The sequence below is a fragment of the Rhizobium sp. NLR10b genome (assembly GCF_019685435.1).
GTDB lineage: Bacteria > Pseudomonadota > Alphaproteobacteria > Rhizobiales > Rhizobiaceae > Rhizobium.
Map to the genome: position 1 here is coordinate 198,433 of NZ_JABDWV010000008.1, position 18,162 is coordinate 216,594.

17 protein-coding genes and 2 pseudogenes are annotated in these 18,162 nt (G+C 60.4%); 13 read left to right on the forward strand and 6 right to left on the reverse strand.

Features of this window, described 5'->3' with window-relative positions; all coding sequences use genetic code 11:
• Positions 1-100: 100 nt before the first annotated feature.
• From HJB91_RS15610 to HJB91_RS15625, 4 genes are all read right to left on the reverse strand, one after another.
• Entirely contained in the window at positions 101-580 is a 480-nt protein-coding gene (locus tag HJB91_RS15610) for a DUF302 domain-containing protein (RefSeq protein ID WP_183705088.1), read from the reverse strand.
• Positions 581-678: 98 nt separating this feature from the next.
• Positions 679-1,884: an MFS transporter gene (locus HJB91_RS15615; protein ID WP_221155268.1), complete on the reverse strand. Its 1,206-nt coding sequence runs from the start codon at positions 1,882-1,884 to the stop codon at positions 679-681.
• An 88-nt stretch (positions 1,885-1,972) separates the two neighbouring features.
• The gene (locus HJB91_RS15620; protein ID WP_221155270.1) at positions 1,973-2,473 is read right to left on the reverse strand and encodes a cupin domain-containing protein; all 501 of its coding nucleotides are present in this window, start codon (positions 2,471-2,473) and stop codon (positions 1,973-1,975) included.
• Positions 2,474-2,666: 193 nt separating this feature from the next.
• Positions 2,667-3,563: a LysR family transcriptional regulator gene (locus tag HJB91_RS15625; protein ID WP_210632099.1), complete on the reverse strand. Its 897-nt coding sequence runs from the start codon at positions 3,561-3,563 to the stop codon at positions 2,667-2,669.
• 181 nt (positions 3,564-3,744) lie between these two features.
• On the opposite strand from HJB91_RS15625, the gene HJB91_RS15630 reads away from it, so the two are divergent.
• The 9 genes from HJB91_RS15630 (at position 3,745) to HJB91_RS15670 (ending at position 12,062) form a co-directional block, all read left to right on the forward strand.
• Positions 3,745-4,575 carry a 3-hydroxybutyrate dehydrogenase gene (locus HJB91_RS15630; protein WP_221155272.1) on the forward strand — a complete coding sequence of 277 codons (831 nt, stop codon included), beginning with the start codon at positions 3,745-3,747 and terminating at the stop codon, positions 4,573-4,575.
• Between the two features lie 30 nt (positions 4,576-4,605).
• Positions 4,606-5,679: a patatin-like phospholipase family protein gene (locus tag HJB91_RS15635; protein ID WP_247241777.1), complete on the forward strand. Its 1,074-nt coding sequence runs from the start codon at positions 4,606-4,608 to the stop codon at positions 5,677-5,679.
• Between the two features lie 224 nt (positions 5,680-5,903).
• The gene (locus HJB91_RS15640; RefSeq protein ID WP_210632101.1) at positions 5,904-6,173 is read left to right on the forward strand and encodes a DUF2282 domain-containing protein; all 270 of its coding nucleotides are present in this window, start codon (positions 5,904-5,906) and stop codon (positions 6,171-6,173) included.
• A gap of 32 nt (positions 6,174-6,205) precedes the next feature.
• Positions 6,206-7,231 (forward strand): DUF692 family multinuclear iron-containing protein, encoded by a 1,026-nt coding sequence (locus HJB91_RS15645; RefSeq protein ID WP_210632102.1) that lies wholly within the window; start codon positions 6,206-6,208, stop codon positions 7,229-7,231.
• Positions 7,221-8,003: a putative DNA-binding domain-containing protein gene (locus HJB91_RS15650; protein ID WP_221123946.1), complete on the forward strand. Its 783-nt coding sequence runs from the start codon at positions 7,221-7,223 to the stop codon at positions 8,001-8,003. Before HJB91_RS15645 ends, HJB91_RS15650 begins: the two co-directional genes overlap by 11 nt.
• A 14-nt stretch (positions 8,004-8,017) precedes the next feature.
• Positions 8,018-8,491: a DoxX family protein gene (locus HJB91_RS15655; protein ID WP_221123546.1), complete on the forward strand. Its 474-nt coding sequence runs from the start codon at positions 8,018-8,020 to the stop codon at positions 8,489-8,491.
• Positions 8,492-8,536: 45 nt separating this feature from the next.
• Positions 8,537-9,814 carry an NAD(P)/FAD-dependent oxidoreductase gene (locus HJB91_RS15660; protein ID WP_210632188.1) on the forward strand — a complete coding sequence of 426 codons (1,278 nt, stop codon included), beginning with the start codon at positions 8,537-8,539 and terminating at the stop codon, positions 9,812-9,814.
• Positions 9,804-11,666: an adenylate/guanylate cyclase domain-containing protein gene (locus HJB91_RS15665; RefSeq protein ID WP_221155274.1), complete on the forward strand. Its 1,863-nt coding sequence runs from the start codon at positions 9,804-9,806 to the stop codon at positions 11,664-11,666. Before HJB91_RS15660 ends, HJB91_RS15665 begins: the two co-directional genes overlap by 11 nt.
• Positions 11,667-11,678: 12 nt before the next feature.
• Positions 11,679-12,062, forward strand: a complete 384-nt coding sequence (locus tag HJB91_RS15670) for a DUF3307 domain-containing protein (protein WP_259669898.1) — start codon at positions 11,679-11,681, stop codon at positions 12,060-12,062.
• A gap of 156 nt (positions 12,063-12,218) precedes the next feature.
• On the opposite strand, the gene soxR is transcribed toward HJB91_RS15670, so the two are convergent.
• Positions 12,219-12,644 (reverse strand): redox-sensitive transcriptional activator SoxR, encoded by a 426-nt coding sequence (gene soxR / locus HJB91_RS15675; RefSeq protein WP_221155278.1) that lies wholly within the window; start codon positions 12,642-12,644, stop codon positions 12,219-12,221.
• 1 nt (position 12,645) lies between these two features.
• Here soxR and HJB91_RS15680 point away from each other — a divergent pair.
• The 3 genes and pseudogenes from HJB91_RS15680 to HJB91_RS15690 all read left to right on the forward strand — a co-directional run.
• Positions 12,646-12,873, forward strand: a pseudogene (locus HJB91_RS15680) (gfo/Idh/MocA family oxidoreductase); the annotation flags it as partial.
• A gap of 405 nt (positions 12,874-13,278) precedes the next feature.
• A complete protein-coding gene (locus tag HJB91_RS15685) occupies positions 13,279-15,441 on the forward strand; it encodes a ParB/RepB/Spo0J family partition protein (RefSeq protein ID WP_221155280.1) in 2,163 nt (720 codons plus the stop codon).
• 118 nt (positions 15,442-15,559) lie between these two features.
• Positions 15,560-16,746, forward strand: a pseudogene (locus tag HJB91_RS15690) (DUF932 domain-containing protein).
• Positions 16,747-17,155: 409 nt separating this feature from the next.
• Here HJB91_RS15690 and HJB91_RS15695 read toward each other — a convergent pair.
• Positions 17,156-17,521: a MarR family transcriptional regulator gene (locus tag HJB91_RS15695; protein WP_085782007.1), complete on the reverse strand. Its 366-nt coding sequence runs from the start codon at positions 17,519-17,521 to the stop codon at positions 17,156-17,158.
• Between the two features lie 101 nt (positions 17,522-17,622).
• Here HJB91_RS15695 and HJB91_RS15700 point away from each other — a divergent pair, with 101 nt between their 5' ends.
• Positions 17,623-18,162 carry a hypothetical protein gene (locus tag HJB91_RS15700; RefSeq protein WP_221155282.1) on the forward strand — a complete coding sequence of 180 codons (540 nt, stop codon included), beginning with the start codon at positions 17,623-17,625 and terminating at the stop codon, positions 18,160-18,162.

An 18,162-nucleotide genomic window follows, 5' to 3' on the forward strand; every position in this document is an offset into this window, starting at 1 on the left:
ACCATCAAGGTCAGGGCAGCCTCGGATGGTAACCTCTCTGCAACATCCGCAATGAGGAGGAAGTCGCTCCCTCCCCATTCATCACCGCATCGCCGTGACCTCATTGATGGACCGGATCCGTCACCGCTTTGATGACCTCGGACGCCATCTTGAACTCCTTCTCGCGGCTGGTGATGCCATGGCGTCGCGCGATCCAGTTAAAATCGGTGTAGGCGACACGGACCGTTCCATCCTTCGCTTCGTAAACGAGAACTCTGACGGGCCAATCGAGCCCGGCCACTGGATTGGCGGTGATGAACGTCGTTCCGAGCGCCGGATTGCCGAACAGGATCAGCCGCGATGGACGGACCTTGTTGCCAGCCGCGTTGCCGAGCCTTGCTTGATCGATATCATCGAACAGCATTATGCCCTTCTCTGCGACGCTGCCTTTGATCTTTGTGACAGTCTCGTCGACCGAATAGCGACTCTTCAGAACAACGACACCGTCCCGGGCACCTGCCTGGACGATAGTGGCTGATGCCGACAGAATTCCTGCCAATGAAAGCGCGGCCATGAACAATAGTCTGATCATTCTTTGCATGTCATTTACTCCTTTCGGTTGTGTCTGTATTCAAACTCGTCGCCGGCTTCCGCATGGAAGGGGCGACCCCTATTCCGGCTACCACGGAAAGTTGGGATCTATCGGTGCGGGGCGCTTAGCGAACCCGCGAGCAGCATTGCTACCGCCAGAGCTGCGATAAGCACGTAGACGGATGCGTTCCAGCCGACGTGATCGTAGACCTGACCGAGAACCACACTGCCGGCCATGCCTCCGGTATAGTAGGATGCGAGGTAGATGCCGCTCGCTCCAGCCTTGTCGCTCCTGGCATGTTGACCGACGACGCCGGTTGCCATTGCCTGTGCGAGGAAGGTGCCGACTGCCACCAGTGTCAAACCGATCAGGATGACCGGCAAATACGCACTGAGAAGCGCGACGAGTCCGACGATGGCAATCGCAAGCGTCAGCACGATTCCGGTTGCCGGCCCCACAGCGCTTGCGAGCCTGCCGGCGAAAGGCGTGGTGAAGATCGACGGAAGGAAGACGAGATAGACAAGGCCGAGCGCCATCGGGCGTACCCCGAGCGTGACAATCCGAAAGTTGACATAGGTGTAGGTGCCGATGAACACGAAGAGGATGAGGAAGCCGATAGCGAAGACGCGTCGCAGCTTTGGATCGGCAAGATGTCCGCCCCAGATGCGCATGGTGAGGTTCCCGCGATCATCGCTCCGCATCATCCTGGCCGTCCTTTTGAGCGTGAACCAAACCAGGGCGGCGCCGAGGAGGTTGAGGGCGGCAAACACCAGAAAATTTATCGAGAGGCCGCCAATGCCTGCGACGGCAGCGGACAGCATGCGGCCGAAGAGGTTGCTGGCAACATTGCCGGTGACATAGGCGGCTAGGGCCGTGGAGGCCTTTCCGGCGGAGAAATGCTCCGACAGATAGGCGGCCGTCAGCGTGAAGGCCGTCGACATGCAAAGCCCCTGAAGTACTCGCAGCGCGGCAAAGACGATGATGTTGTCGGTAAATGCCAGAAGCGTCGTTGGCACGGACAGGATCGCGAGGCTGATCCAGATGCCGTTGCGCCGGTCCAGGCCGCTGCCGACGAAGGCGACGAGCAGACCGGCGAGCGCCATACCGAGGGTGCTGGCATTGACGGCGAAACCCATCGTGGCGCGGCTGACCTGAAACCTCTCGACCAGAGAAGGCAATACGGCTTGCGCCGCAAAGAGGTCGACCAAGGTCAAAAAGGCGATGAGTGCGATCAGTCCAAAGCGCCAACTGTCGGCGTGAATGGTCCGGCGCTCTTGAACGGATGCCGTGAGCGGCTGTTCGATGTCGGTCATGCTTGTTCCTCCGGGATGCGGCGTTTCCCTGCCAGTGCGAGGGAAACGCCGGCGAGCGATGGGGCTGCTTCAGATCAAAGGGCAACCGTTACATCGCCGCGTCATCGGTGTGCATTTCCGGGCTCAGTATGTCGGAGGAATAGAGCACGGCCGAAGCCTTGCCATTGTTCTTCCACCAATGGGAGAGATGTCCAAACTCGGCCGTCACCTCGCCCTTCTTGTGCAGGATCGGCACCTTGCAGGTGCTGCTGTATTCCGTAATCGAGCCGGAGATGATCAGGATATTGGCCGGGCGCATCTCGTGCGAATGCCAGGGAACGATGCCTCCCGGCTGCACGACGAGCTTGCGCATGCGCAGCATGCTGCCTTTCCAGGCGTCGCCCTTGGACGAGAGATCGAGTGATTTGACGACGCTGTCGGAGACGCCCTTCGGCATCATCGGGCCAGGCTTCATGCCATCTTCAGTGACCTGATCAGCCGGGCATTCGCCCGCCATGGCGGACGCGGCGGGCAGGGCGGCGCCCAGGACCACTGCAGCAAATGCGAGAGCGGCGAGGGACATGCGGTCGGTTTTCAATACGGGCTTCATCAGCGGTTTCTCCTTGTTGGAGCCCGGCGAGGACGGTGCCGAGCATGTTCGAAGACTGGCGGAGCGCCGATCGAAAGAGAAATGCCAGATGCTTTTGATTTCGATAGCCGCAAGCTATTGTCAGCCGCAGGGGAAACACCGAATGCCCGGCAGCTTGCCAGGCTGTGCTCCCGTGATTGTTACGATACTGCCCTTAATGCGAACGGCCCGACGCTTTCGCCCAGCCGTATGATTTCACGGCGCCGACAAAGACTGAAACCGCCGGGGAGAAGCGTCGGCCCGCCACCGTCACAAGGCAGACCTCGCGCGAGACTTCCGGGTCCGCGACAGGTCGCACCTGCAATCCTGGGATAACGGCGCTGTATTCGGGAATGAAACAGATACCAAGGCCACCGGCGACCAGGTTCTGAATCCAGTCCTCGCGCTCGCTGGAATAGGAGACGAGGGTCTTCACGCCTTGTGCATCGCAGAGATCCGTGAGGTAATCCCAGTATTCGCAGTTGACACGCCGCAGGTAGATCTCACCGTCGATCGCCGCGATGGGAATGGCATCGTATTGACCGAGGCGGTGGCCGGCGGGGAAAGCGAGCATGAACCTCTCGCGAAAGAGCGAGGTCACGTCGAAGCGTTCCGGAAAGCTTGTTGCCGTCGACATCAAAGCCACATCGATTTCGCCAGTCTCCAGCAGATCGGACAATCGGGCGGGCACGCCCTCGATCAGTTGCAGCTGGATTCCCTTGTGGCGCATGTTGAAGTCGGTGAGCAGGCCAGTAAACCGGCGCGGTCCGATCGTGCACATAATGCCGACCTTGAGCGGTGCTTCACTAAGACAGAGAAATCGCGACGCCTCCGTACGCACGCCCATCAACTCGTCCTGGATCTGCTGGAATCGCGGGCGAAGAAGGTTGCCGAGATCTGTTATGTGGGTGAGATTGCGCTCCCGGCGGAACATCAGGCCGCCCACCTCATCCTCCAGCTGCTGGATGGCGCGACTGAGCGCTGGCTGAGTAACATTGCACTTTTCGGCCGCGCGCGTGAAGTTTCGAGTTTCACACACCGCCAGGAAATACCTTATATGGTGGATATCCATCGCCGCCCCCCGGCATGAATTCTATTTGCAATACCCTCAATATTCTCCGCGGGCGGCATTCTCCACCAATGCCATGGATTTATCAATTCCATACCAGACTGGCATTTCTAAAGCGAAGCCCCGTCGGCCATTCTGATTGCAAGACGCCAGACGGCGTAGTCGATCGTAGTGGAGAGCACATATGCTGAACGCCTTTGATCCCGTAACTGATACTCTCGTCGGCCGCAGGCCCTTGGAAGGGCGTAGCGCCATTGTCACTGGTTCGACCAGCGGCATCGGCCTTGGCATTGCACATGCGCTTGCAAGGGCAGGGGCCGCCGTGATGTTGAACGGCTTCGGCGACCCTGCCGAGATCGAGATGCTGCGCGACGGCATTGCCACGGATAACGATGTCGACGTTGCCTACGACGCCGCCGACATGTCGAGGCCGGAAGCGATCCATATGATGGTCGAGAGGGCGTTCGCGCGTTTCGGACAGGTGGACATCGTCGTCAACAATGCCGGTATCCAGCATGTTTCGCCACTCGGAAAGTTTCCGCCTGCAAAGTGGGACGCCATACTTGCTATCAATCTTTCCTCAGCCTTCCATCTCGTTCAGGCGACGTTCGACAGCATGTGCGCCAACCGCTATGGCCGGATCGTCAATGTCGCCTCCGCCCATGGATTGGTCGCGTCCCCCTTCAAATCCGCCTATGTGGCGGCCAAACACGGCATTGTCGGGTTCACCAAGACGATCGCGCTCGAAGGCGCCGAATTCGGGGTGACATCCAACGCGATCTGCCCCGGCTACGTCTGGACGCCGCTTGTCGAACACCAGATCGAGGATCAGGCGAAGTCGCATAACATCCCACGCGACGCGGTGATCCGAGACGTCTTCCTGAAGGACCAGCCGACGAGGCGCTTTGCCACCGTCGAGGAAATGGGCGCGCTTGCCGTCTTTCTCTGCAGCGATCTTGCTGGATCGATCACAGGCACGGCGATCCCTGTCGACGGCGGATGGACTGCGCACTGAATCTTTATTTGAGACACGGAGGTTGCGATCGTGAACAAACATGTGGGTGCAAAGCTCAAAATGCAGCCCGACTCTTCGCTCGCCGAGCGCGAGCCGCGGACGATCAATCTTGCGCTGCAGGGCGGCGGGGCGCACGGCGCCTTTACGTGGGGAGTGCTCGATCGGTTGCTGGACGAGCCAAGCCTGTCATTCGAAGGCATTGTGGCAACCAGCGCAGGCGCGATGAATGCTGCGGTCGCAGCCTATGGCCTGGCTGAGGGCGGGCGGAGCGGAGCACAGACGGCGCTGGCCAATTTCTGGCGCCGTGTCAGCCACGCAGCTGCATCCGGACCTTTGCAGCCAACCTTGCTCGACCGCCTTACAGGCTCGAAATCGCTGGAATTCTCGCCGGCGTTCATCATGTTCGACCTGGTGACACGGCTGATGTCGCCGTACCAGTTCAACCCCTTCAATTTCAATCCCCTGCGCCAGGTGCTGGAACAATCGATCGACCTGGAGGCAATCCGGATGGCACGCTGCCCTGTCAAGCTCAACATCTGCGCCACCAACGTGCGGACTGGCAAGGTGAAGGTGTTCGGCAACGACGAGCTCTCGGTCGATGCCATCATGGCGTCTGCCTGCCTGCCCTTCCTGTTCCAAGCCGTGGAAATCGGAGGGGAAGCCTATTGGGACGGTGGCTATATGGGCAACCCCGCAATCTTCCCGCTGATTTATGGCTGCGACACGCCCGATGTGCTCGTGGTTCACATAAATCCGATAGAACGAACGGAACTGCCGCGCACGGCTGGAGAAATTCTCAACCGCATCAATGAGATCAGTTTCAATTCGTCGCTGCTGAGGGAGATGCGGGCGGTGGCCTTCGTCACACAGCTGATCGACACGGCAGCGACGCCGCCTTCCAATCTCAAGCGCATTTTCGTGCACGGTATCTCAGACGACGAAGCGATGAAAAACCTCAGCGTAGCGAGCAAGATGAACGCCGACTGGGGGGCGCTCATGGACCTGAGGGATCGCGGCCGCCAATGCGCCAACCTCTGGCTGCAGGCCAATTACCAGGAAATCGGCAAACGATCGACCGTAGACGTCCGCGAACGTTATCTTTGATCCTCAGCCATTTCGGCAGTCCGCCTCCCGCCGGCCGAAACTTAAGCCCCCGTCCACCACTCCGGCGGGGGCTTTTTTTGTCTGAAAGAGATTGCCCATCGACACATAGAGACGGCGTATCGAAATCATGCAGAGACAGCATTTCAGATGACGGCTGACTTCTGGGAATGTGAAGACAGGCAAGCCGATGGCGGTTTGACCTCACGCAACCCAGGAGATTTCTCATGAATACCACTCGTCTTCTCATCAGTTCGGCCCTCGCCGCCGCAGCCTCCGTGGCTGCCGGCAGCGCCTTTGCCGGCCCGGCTGCCAAGCCGGATTTCTCGTTCGAAAAGTGCTTCGGCGTCGTCAAGGCTGGCCTGAACGACTGCCAGACGGCCAGCCACTCCTGTGCCGGCACGTCCACCGCCGACAACGCCAAGGATTCCTGGATCTACGTGCCGGCCGGCACCTGCACCAAAATCACCGGCGGAAGCAACGAACCCAAGGCCTGACCTTTCCACCACTTCAACCAAAGGAGTAATCGATGTCCAAGATATTTCCGAGCAATCCGGTGCCAACCGCCGCGGGCATCGGTCTTCGCTCCCAGCATATCGGTGAAATGCTGTCTCGCCGCCCCTCGGCGGGCTGGCTTGAAGTCCATGCGGAGAATTACATGGGTGGCTCGGCGGCCGTCGACGCGCTGGAGCGGCTGCGGGAAAGCTATCCCCTGTCCGTCCATGGCGTCGGCCTTTCACTCGGGAGCAGTTCCGGTCTCGACCGCGACCATCTGGAGCGCATGCGCAAGCTCTGCCTGCGCTTCCAGCCAAGCCTGGTGTCCGAGCATCTCGCCTGGAGCGCCGCCGACGGCGCCTATCTGAATGATCTCCTGCCGCTGCGTTACGACGCAGAGGCCCTCGCCATCGTGACCGCCAATGTCTCGAGGCTGCAGGACACCCTCCAGCGGCGTGTCTATATCGAAAACCTCTCTGCCTATGTCGCCTTCGAGGGGTCGACAATGACCGAGGCGGAATTCCTGGTCGAGCTCGTGGGCCTTACCGGCTGCGGCCTGCTTCTCGATATCAATAATGTTCACGTCTCGGCCTGCAATCTCGGCTTCGATTCCAAAGCCTTCATCGACCAGCTTCCCCCGTGCGCCATCGGTGAGATCCATCTTGCCGGGCACGCGATCAACGAGGTCGAAGGTGATATCGTGCTGATCGACGACCACGGTTCGCGCGTTCCGCCGGCCGTCTGGTCGCTCTATGCTTACGCGATCCGCAAGATTGGACCGCGTCCGACGCTCATCGAATGGGATACGGATGTGCCCGCTCTCGACGTGCTACTCGGTGAAGCCATGTGGGCCGACATGCTGGCGCAATCGATCGCCTTCGAAGATCGCATGCTGGTGGAACGGCCGACACCACAGTCGACCCGGTTCGAGGGGATGATCCTGCCATTGCGGGCCGACAGCCGAACGGGCCCAATGCCGGCGCTCGCCGCGTTTGCGACAATCAAGCCGTCGGTGTTCGCCAATCGTCCCGGCGCAAGGAGGGTGGGCCATGCTCTCTAGTTGCGCACTGCAATCGCGGGTCGCCCAAGCCGTCCTCCGTGAAGATGGCTGCGATCTTGCGCCGGTGCTGGCGAAAGGTGCTTTCGACCCGCTGCGTCGGTTCAACATCTATCGCAACAACACCTTCGCCTCGCTGACAGCGACTTTGATCGCGGTTTTTCCGATCACGGTCCAGCTTCTCGGCGAAAACTACTTTCGTCATGTCGCCGGCGCCTTCATCCGGAATAATCCGCCGCAGGAAGCGCAGCTTGTTCGCTATGGCGGCAGTTTCCCGCGCTTCCTGGCGGACTTTGATGGCATCCGCGCCATGCCCTTCATTGCCGAAACGGCGCGGCTGGAATGGATGATTGCCGAGGCGCTGGACGCGCTGGCGCTGCCCGGCTGTCGCTTGGAGCAGTTGGCGGACGGTGAAGACGACACCTCACCCGAGATCGTTCTTCAGCCCTCGCTACGCCTGCTGGTTTGTCGTTGGCCGGCGCTGGACATATGGGAAGCGCATCAAGCCGGCGGAAACATCGAAGCATTGGCGAGGCTGGGCCGCCGACCGGAGCGGATCGCGCTCTGGCGCGGCCAAGATAGCATGCGATTTCTGCGCCTCGATGCCAGTCATTTCGCCTTCCTTCATGCCCTGAAAAGGCGCGCCAGCCTGGAGGCTGCGGTCAGCCGTGTGCTTGCCCGCACTCCCGGCTTCGATCTCGAGGGTGCCTTTGGCGGCCTTTTCGCCTTTGGCCTCGTCGCTCGCATTCGCCACATCAAGCCCGCAACCAAGTGAACAGGATGGAAGTCATGACTATGATGTCCCCTTCTTCGACGCGACACAGAGGCGGTATTATCGGTCTCTATGTCGCCGCTATCGAGAGCCTCAACAGCCTGCCGTTGTCGCTCGTCCAGCTCGTTGCCCGTCTGGCGGTCGCCCACGTCTTCTGGCAGTCGTCGCAGAGCAAGCTTGCCTCCTGGCCGGCGACAGTTCAGCTGTTTACGCTCGAATACCAGCTGCCCGTCATCGATCCCGGCGTGGCCGCCGTGCTTGCGACGACGGCCGAAGTCACTGGCTCGATCTTGATTTTTCTAGGCCTGTTCTCTCGGCCCGCTGCCCTTTTGCTGCTTTGCGTCATCTTGACAATCCAGCTCCTCGTCTACCCGCAGAACTGGCCGGACCATTTGCTCTGGACGGCACCGTTGCTGTTGATCCTGACGCGCGGGGCCGGTGCGGTTTCACTCGACTATCTGGGAGCACGCCTGTTCCCGAGGGGGCGCTGAGCCATGCGCGCCGGCATCGAAGAAACAAGCGGCGACTCGCCACTCATGGATCCAGCGGCAAGTCAGGCGGCGGGCCGCCGTCCTAGGGTCGTCATCCTCGGAGCCGGATTTGGCGGCCTTGCCGCCGCCAAGGGTCTTCGGCATGCGGACGTGGATGTGACGGTCGTCGATCGGCGCAACTATCATCTTTTTCAGCCGCTGCTTTATCAGGTCGCGACGGCCGCGCTTTCGCCAGCCCAGATCGCCATGCCGATCCGCCGCATTCTCTCTCGGCAATCCAACGTCACTGTGCTGATGGAGCGTGTCGAGGGGATCGACAAGAAGAACCGGTTCGTTCAGACCACAAATAGTCGCATCGCCTACGACTATCTGGTCGTCGCCACCGGTGCAAGGCACGCATATTTCGGAAAGGATGAATGGGCGGAGACCGCGCCCGGGTTGAAAACAATCGCCGATGCGACCGAAATCCGTGCCCGGATCCTGTCGGCCTTCGAACGTGCCGAGGCAGCCGAGGACGAAGCCGAGCGGCGGCGGTTTCTCACCTTCGTCGTTGTTGGCGGCGGCCCGACAGGCGTTGAACTGGCTGGAGCAATCGCCGAGCTGGCAAGAAAGGTCATCGTCCGTGACTTCAGGCGCATTGATCCGTCCTCGGCTCGCGTGGTGCTGGTCGAAGCCGGCAATATCGTTCTGCCGACCATGCCGGCGAAATTGTCGGGAGAAGCCCGGCGACACCTGGAGATGCTCGGCGTCGAGGTGTCCCTTGGGGAAGCGGTAACGCGCTGCGACTCTGAAGGAGTAGCGCTTGCCGGCGGCCGGCAAATCCGATCGTCCTGCGTGCTGTGGGCGGCCGGTGTCATGGCCTCCAGGGCGGCCAAATGGCTCGGCGTGCCCGCGGACCGCGCCGGCCGCGTTCATGTCGACCGGAACCTCAACCCGCCGGGCAATGACGAGATCTTCGTGATCGGCGACACCGCGGCGCTCACGGACAAGAACGGCAGAACGGTTCCCGGAGTCGCGCCGGCCGCCAAGCAGATGGGCGAATACGCGGCCCGCGCCATTCTCGCCGGTCTCGATGGTCGGACCGCTGGTCTGTTCGGCTATCGCGATTTCGGAAATCTGGCAACCATCGGACGCAATGCGGCGGTCGCCGACTTTCGCCGCATCCGTCTTTCAGGATTTTCCGCCTGGCTGGTCTGGAACATCGCCCATCTCTGGTTTCTCGTGGGCTTCCGCAATCGCATCGTGGTGTTTGCGGACTGGGCGCTGGCTTATGTCCGGTATGACCGCGCCGCCCGTCTGATTACCGACCGCCATGAACGCTAGAACATTCCCACGCATAAAGATGGGGCGTGCGGTCACTGCACTGCTGCTGCTTGCAGTGTTGTCAACGGCGGCGCTCGTGCACCTGGTCTGGTATCGTACCGCAAGCCGGAACATTGAAACGATTGTTGCGAGCCTTGATGCTCAGAGCACCGCTGCGGTTCGCAACGAGCTTTCTTCTAATCTGGCGCTGGTTTCGAGCAGCGCGGAGATCGTCAGATCGGTCTTTTTCCAGGGAGCGATCAGGCCGGACGACGAGGTGAAGCGTGAATTCCTATTCCTGTCGTTGCTGCGTGAACAGCCGGCGATTGCCTGGATCGGTTTCGGCTTCCCGGACGGCCGCTTCTTTGGGGCGCACGCGCTGCCGGATGGCGAGATCGAAATGGTGGAGATCGGCCACGCACCTCTCGGCAAGCCGCGTCCGCTACGCCGCGATCTCTATAAGCCAATCCCTGGCGATATCTTTTTCGAAAATCGGCTGAGGGCCGAGAGTGTCTACGTTCCGGAGGGCTCGCCATGGTTTAGACGTGGCCGGACCAGTGCAGAACCGGCCTGGAGCCTCGTCAATATTCTTCCGAACGGCTTTGAACCGGCGATCGTCGTCTCGAAGAAAGTCGAGGTGTTCGGCCATTTCGAAGGTGTGGTGATGGTGGCGGTCAGCCTGCATCGGCTGTCGGCCATCCTTGGAGGGCTCAAGATGCCGGAAGGCAGCAAGGCCTTTGTGCTAACGCGGGATAATGCGGTACTGGCGACATCCGAGCCGTCAGACGGTATGATCGCTGCTCATCTCAAGGATTTTGCCGCGTCCGACGCCCTGGCCGCGGCAGTCGCCATGGCTGCCAGCCCCGAAAAGCCCGACGGTTCCCGGACGCTGGTGGCAAGCAAGGCGCTCGGCCCAATCTTCGTGTCATCTGGCAAGTTGCCGTTCGAAGACTGGCGTCTGGTCACCGCCATACCGCGGGCGACTTTTGCCCGTGACATCGATGCCAATACCGAGCGACTGATCTTCATCATCGGGGGCATTGCTGTGCTGGCCGCTGTGACGGCGATCCTGTTTGCCAGAATTCTCTTCGCTCGGCCACTGTCGCGCCTTGCCGAGCAGTTGCATATGATCGAGAGGTTCGAACTCGACGCCGTGGAACATCGCCCGGCGCTGTTGACTGAACTCGATCATTTCTCCTCCGCCCTGAAGCGCATGTCGAGCGGCCTTGCCGCGTTCGCGCGCTTCATGCCCGTCGAGGTCGTTCGTCCCCTTGTCGATGGCGGTCTTAAGCCTCGTCCCGGCGGCGAACTCAGGGACATAACGGTGTTGTTTGCGGATTTGCCAGGCTTTACGGAACTCACGGAAGAGTTCGGCGCTGGCGTTGAACCAAGCTTGACGCGGTTTCTGACCCTGTCGATCGCCGCTATTCATGCCGAAGGCGGCACAGTCGACAAATTCATCGGCGATGCGGTGATGGCGATCTGGAATGCCCCCGGCAATGTGCCGGATCACGCATTGCGCGCGTGCCGCGCCGCAGCGGCAATTCGCGATGCGATGCATGCCATGGCGCCGATTGCGCCCAAGCATGATGAGATTCGGGTGCGTATCGGCATCAACACCGGCGTGGCCCTTGTCGGCAATATTGGCTCGACTGAACGCCTCAGCTATACGGCGATCGGCGACGTCGTCAATCTCGCGAGCCGGCTCGTTGGCGTGGCCAAGGACAAAGGCGTGGAAATTGCATTAAGCGACGAAACGCTTCGAAAGACCCGAGACCTTATTCAGACAAGACCGCTTGGCTGCGTCGGCATACGGGGAAGGATTGCGCCGGTCCGTGTGCACACGATCGATCCGGCGGTTATGGCGGACTGAAGGAGCATGACGATGCTGCTGCTCACAACGCTGATTTGGTTGCAAACCAAGCACTTCATGGCTGACTATGTCCTGCAGCCCGAATGGATGATTGCCGGCAAAGGGAACTTCAAGAAGCCGGGCGCTTATGTCCACGCTGGCATCCACGCCCTCGCCACCGCGCCAATCCTCTTGGTTGCAATCACGGATCCGATGTGGATTTTCGCCATTGCCTCCGGCGAGTTTCTGATCCATTTCCTCATCGACCACTTGAAGGCCATCCACGGTCAACGTCAGCCGCACCCGGTCAATACTCGTTCATTCTGGATACTTCACGGTGCCGACCAGCTCGCTCATCACCTGACCTATACGGCAATCTTGGCGATCGTGGCCTGGGATACTGTGTTCATTTCTTGAAGCAGACATTCGAATCGTCGTTTCGGCTGTTGAGATCAGGTTATGCGGGTAGCGTTCCGCCATAAGTCAATCTTCAGTGTGGAGGTGAAGTCGGGACATGACACATTGAATAACCGGCAAGATCGTAGATCGTTCGGCATACCATTGGAGGCTCATTCACCCCAGCCAGTACCTCGCTCCCGGCCCTTTGCGCCCTGCCACGTCGGCAGGGTTCGCCAAGCGACATCGGTCGATCGACAGGCAGCCGCAACCGATGCATTCGCCAAGACCGGACCGTAGGCGCTGTAACTCGGCTATGCGCTGGTCGATACGCTTTGCCCACGCGCTCGACAGCCGCGACCAATCCCGACGTGACGGTACGCGATCGGCCGGCAGCTTAGCGAGTTCGGCGCCGATCTCCTCAAGCGTCAGCCCGATCCGCTGTGCAAAGACGATGAAAGCGATCCGCCGCAATGCAGACCGGTGGTAGCGTCGGTGTCCCGAGCCGGCGCGCTCCGATGCGATCAACCCACGCTCCTCATAGAAGCGCAGAGCTGATGAGGCAACGCCGCTGCGTCGCGACACCTCGGTGATGGTCAGCATCGGAACCGGCAAATCGACGCTGCGCGCCTGCCTCGGCGAAGACGTGCATACTGCGACCTGGCGTGACCTGCCCTTCGATCCGGTGGAAACGAGCTACCAGCGTTTTGTCCAGGCAGTGCGTGCGGGCAAGACCCAGGAGCCTTCCTTCCGGCGTGTCGCCAACATCCAGAAGGTGCTCGACAAGGCAATCGCCTCCGATCTCAGCCACGCCGACGAGGCGATCGATTGAGGCAGCCGAATCGCGCTGTACTTCGGCTTAGGCCGAAGCCGGCGGCAGCAGGAGCGTGTTGAGGAAAGGCAGGAGGGCGGCACCGAGCACCACGCCGCCGCCGCTGAAGCTTGCCGGCCCCATCGGCGAAATCCATTGCAAAGCCGGAAGTCAGAACTGGCGCAACATCGTCGATCAATTCAGACTGGATGTACCGAAACTTGCCAACACTTTGGCCGCGCCAGACGTAGGTCTCGCCAACAAATCCACCAGAAGAACTTGCGACTTCGAAAAACGCCGAGGCAATCGGGGTCTCCTGCGATCATTCCAGGCGAGTATACGCAAGAGGGAGAGGAGGGAGGGGGATTCTGAGACGGGTTTGGAAGGCAGGAGAGAGCTCCGGCCGGCTCGTCACGGAGAAGCGAAATGGCACAGGCCATCGAGAAAATCACATTGAACGTTGGACGCGACATCCCTTTCAATAAACTGATCCTGAGCGAGCAGAACGTCCGTCGGATCAAGGCAGGAGTCTCGATCGAAGATCTTGCGGAGGACATAGCACGTCGCGGACTGCTGACCAGCCTGAATGTGCGTGCTGAAGTCGACGGCGACGGCAAGGAGACCGGCTTTTATCGCATCCCCGCCGGTGGCCGGCGTTATCGTGCGCTTGAGCTGCTGGTCTCCCGCAAACGGCTGGCAAAGACAGCCGGTATTCCCTGCATCGTCAGCAGCGGCGATAGCCTCGAAACCGAGGATTCTCTCGCGGAAAATGTCCAGCGCGTCGAACTTCATCCCCTCGACCAATACCGCGCGTTCCAGGCCTTGTGCGGGCAGGGGGTTGGCGAAGAGGAAATCGCAGCGCGCTTCTTTGTCTCGGCCGCCACCGTCCGGCAGCGCCTGCGCCTGGCTTCGGTCTCGCCGCGACTGCTCGAACTCTACGCCAATGAGGAGATGAAACTTGAACAGATCATGGCTTTTTCCATCAGCAACGACCACGTCCGCCAGGAGCAGGTCTGGGACACGGTCTCGCGCCAGCAGGTTCGTGAACCCTATTACATCCGCAGGCTCCTGACCGAAACGACGATCCGCGCGAGCGATCGCAGGACCGTCTATGTTGGCATCGATGTCTATGAAGCCGCAGGCGGTGTCGTGATGCGCGACCTGTTCGAGCAGGACAACGGCGGGTGGCTTCAGGATCCGGCGCTGCTCGAGCAATTGGCGCTCGAGAAACTGGCGGCAGATGCAGAAGCAATAAAGGCTGCGGAAGGCTGGAAGTGGGTCGAAGCGGCCTTCGACTTTCCCTACGGGCATACAGCCGGGCTGCGTCGCTTCTATGGGCACCAGGCCGAAATGACCGACGAAGAGACTGCTCGATACGGCACGCTGAAGGCCGAATACGACGATCTGGATGCAGCCTATGCGGAGGCCGAGGAAGCGTGCGAGCAGACCGAACATCGGCTGGAGGAACTCGGGAACGAGCTCGACAGGATCAACGACCGGCCATATGTCTTCGATCCTCAGGATGTCGCCCGTGGGGGCGCGTTCATCTCTCTTGGCGCCGGCGGCGAACTGAAGATCGAGCGCGGATTTGTCCGGCCGGAAGACGAACCGCAGCCGGAGACGGTGGAGACCGAGGCAGTGATGTCCGGGAGCGATGACGGCTACGAGGTGAGTGGATCATCGTCCACCGGTGGGGCAACGCTCGACGGTCGGGCCGCTGCCGGTGATGAGGCAGAAGAGGAGGACGGTGCCATCCGCCCGATATCCGATCGTCTGCTTGTCGATCTGACGGCGACGCGAACGGTGGCGCTGCGCAATGCGCTCGCCAACAATCCGGCTGTCGCATTCATCGCCGTGCTGCACGCCTTCGTCCTGAAGAGCTTCTACCATTATGGGTCGGGCACGTGCCTGGAACTGACGCTGCAAAGCGCCACCTTCGGCCAGACGGAAGGGCTCTCCGGCACCGTCTGGGCCAGGGAGATCGATCAGCGGCAGGAAGCATGGGGCCAGGACCTTCCGAAGCTACCCGAGGATCTCTGGGACTTTCTGATCGGGCTCGATGAGGTCAGCCGGCTGGCATTGTTTGCCCATTGCGCATCCCTCTCGCTGAATGCCGTAATCGAGCCATGGAACAAACGCACCCGCGCGATCGCTCATGCCGACCAGCTCGCCCGTGCAATCGGCTTCGACATGGCCGGTGCCGGCTGGATGCCGACAGTCGACGCCTATCTTGGAAGGGTCACCAAGGCTCAGATCCTGCAGGCCGTGCGGGAGGCGAAGGGCGAACAAGCCGCTCACCTGATCGATCATCTGAAGAAAGCCGATATGGCGCGCGAAGCCGAGCGCCTGCTCGACGGCAGCGGCTGGCTACCCGAGCCGCTGAAAATGGCGATTGAAGACGCATCGGCAGACAGCTCCGGAACAGCAGTCGGTGAGATCGCCCACCGCGCTGCCGATGATGTTCTGGTCGAAGCCGCGGCTTCAGATCTTCCGGCCTTTCTCAGTGACGAGGTGAACGCCGAGCAAGCGACGGCAGAGCCGGATGACGCCTTTCGGCAGGAGCAGAAGCATCTAGATGCTGCCGAGTAGGCTTTAACCATCCGACCGATATGGTCCGGCGGGTATGCCGGGCCTTCGATTCCGATCCACGCGCATGGTCCGGCTCCAACAGGAGGCCGGACCACTTTCGTTTCAAGGAGCAAATGTCATGGACTCCATCACCTCCGCCTCGCAACCGGCATCTGGCTTCAGGGTCGACATCTCGCGCGGTGAGCGCAATGGCCGCGTCTCGTCCGAATGGTTCTCTCGACCTGCTGATGAGCGCTATCTTTCTCTTGGCGAACTCTACGTGCGGTCAGGTCCCGTGCTGAGCGCGCTCACGCCCGAACGGTGGAAAGTTCGTCGATCCGCCTCGAGGCCAGTCGCGACAACTCCCAGCGGCTCGAGCTGATCTTACCCGGCAACCGACGCCCGGTGGCACCGACGCATTGGAGCTATGGTCAGCTTTGCAACCTGGTAGGCGCGCCCGCCACCTATATGCGCCAGCTTCCCGCGCCGCTTGCCGCGATCAATCTACAACATGGCCTGCTTAACAATCGTGCCGAGCTCGTCAAGACGCTCGAAATGGATGATGGCCGCGTCGAGCTGCGGGCGGTGACCGGCCCCGACTACGGCAAGATCTGGGACCACGAGCTCGTGTCTGCCGTAATGAAAATCGCCGGCAACGGGACCGGCGACACGATCTGGAAAGTGCCGGGCCTGCTTGATTGGGCGAGCATGACATATAACCCCTTCGTCGATATCTCCAAGGATACGACCACGCTCTACGCATCCGACCGTGATGTCTTCCTGTTCCTGGTCGATGATACTCATCCGATCGAGGCGGGGCGCCTGCCCAATGGTGAACCTGATCTCTTCTTTCGCGGCTTCTATGCCTGGAACTCGGAGGTGGGGTCGAAAACGCTCGGCATCGCCTCCTTCTACCTGCGTGCCGTCTGCGCCAACCGCAACATCTGGGGCACGGAAAACTTCCAGGAGATCAGCATCCGGCACAGCAAATTCGCTGCTGAGCGTTTCGTCCATGAAGCAGCACCGGCGCTGACAAGCTTTGCCAATTCCTCACCTGCAGCTTTCGTCGCAGGCATCCAGGCCGCGCGCGAGCGGATCGTCGCCCACGACGATGATGACAGACAATCATTCCTGCGCCGGCGAGGTTTCTCGAAAAGTGAAACGGGCAAGATCATCGAGACTGTTCTCTCCGAAGAAGGCCGCCCGCCGGAATCGGTCTTCGACTTCGTTCAGGGAATCACCGCCCTGGCACGTGACAAGAACCATCAGGACGTCCGTCTGGAGCTGGAAGGTAAGGCGAGGAGGCTACTCGAAAGCGCGGTCTGAGCGCGCCTCATAAGGTAATGACGTCGATCGGTCCGAGCCCGCTCGACGGCATTGTTTTTTCCGCCAACCGCATCGCCCCTTCCAGGCTCCCGCGCGATAATGATGACAAGGTGCGGCGAATATTCTCGGGAAAAAAGGAACGCACGGGCGGGGGCAGTCGGTTCCGCCTCCCTGCCGGCCGCTATGCTGAGGCTCCTGCGGCTGCCCTTGTTCCGCCCTTAGCGTGGCGAGAATTCCCGAAATCCCGCCTTCGGCGGCGCTATGCTGATTTCTCCGATACTCTTCAATTATCTGTCTGGAACCCGCCCGGGGGCGGGTTGCCCGACCACCCTTTCTCTCCGGGTCAGCAGCACGACCGGGCGACAAATGATTCGCCGTTGCGTCCCGTTACTTGCGAAAGAAAGTCAGTTTAATCCGATTTCTGGCCGACGCGGAACGAACTCAGTTTGTTCAAAAGATCCTCCGAAATCTCGAATTGCCGGGCCGTTCCCCTGCCCATGGAATTCTTCACCATCGTCTCGCTCAGCATTCCACGCTTGACCAGAAGGTCGACGGTTTCCTTGACGCCAGTTCGCGTCAGCTCGGTAATCTCGATGATATTCGAAAGGGTTAGCTTCTGGTGCGCCTGGCTCATCGTGTAGAGGATCGTCATCATGCCGACCTGTTTCAGTCGCGCCTGCGGCGTCTCGTCCTCCAATGGATGATCGAGGATCTCATGGAGAATAAGTCCGGAGAAGGCAAGGTTCTGCCATTGCTTTTTGAGTGCGCTTGTCATGTCATTTAACTGTGTTATATAAGGCAGTATGAGTTCGGGAAGGCAGCTGTGCAAGCTCTCCCGAATGCGATGGAACATCGTCGTGTCGAAGGGGTTTGCCCATGAAAAGCCTTCTGCTGAAATCATTGCTTGCGATCTGCTGCATGACGCCATCCTATCTTATTTCCGGCAGTAAAGCGCAAGCTGAAGTTTGGGGATGCCAGGTTATCCTGTGCCTTTCGAATCCAGGAGGGCCGACGCAATTTGGTGAATGCCGGCCGCCGATCCAAAAATTGTGGCGGGAGCTTGCCAGAGGTCATGCGTTCCCGACCTGCAGCGGCGTCGGTTTTCACAGCTCGCGGCCTGGTTATGAACCCTATTATTGCGATGCCGGATACAGGCTGAGGGGAGGAGACGGTTCCGGCGGGGGGCAAGTGACCTGCGTGGCGACTTCACCGCAACCGGTGAGCAATGCCCTCTGCTTGCATGATGCTGACAACTTTGGCACCCACGACAATTCGGTACTGTCACCACATTGGCAGCGTCAGGATGGGCGCTACCGGTGCATGGGTTACCCGATCATGCGCCCGAATGTGAGGTCGCAGCCTCACTATATCGACGTCACCATCGACGGCGCGACGACGCAGCGGGTGTGGTACTGA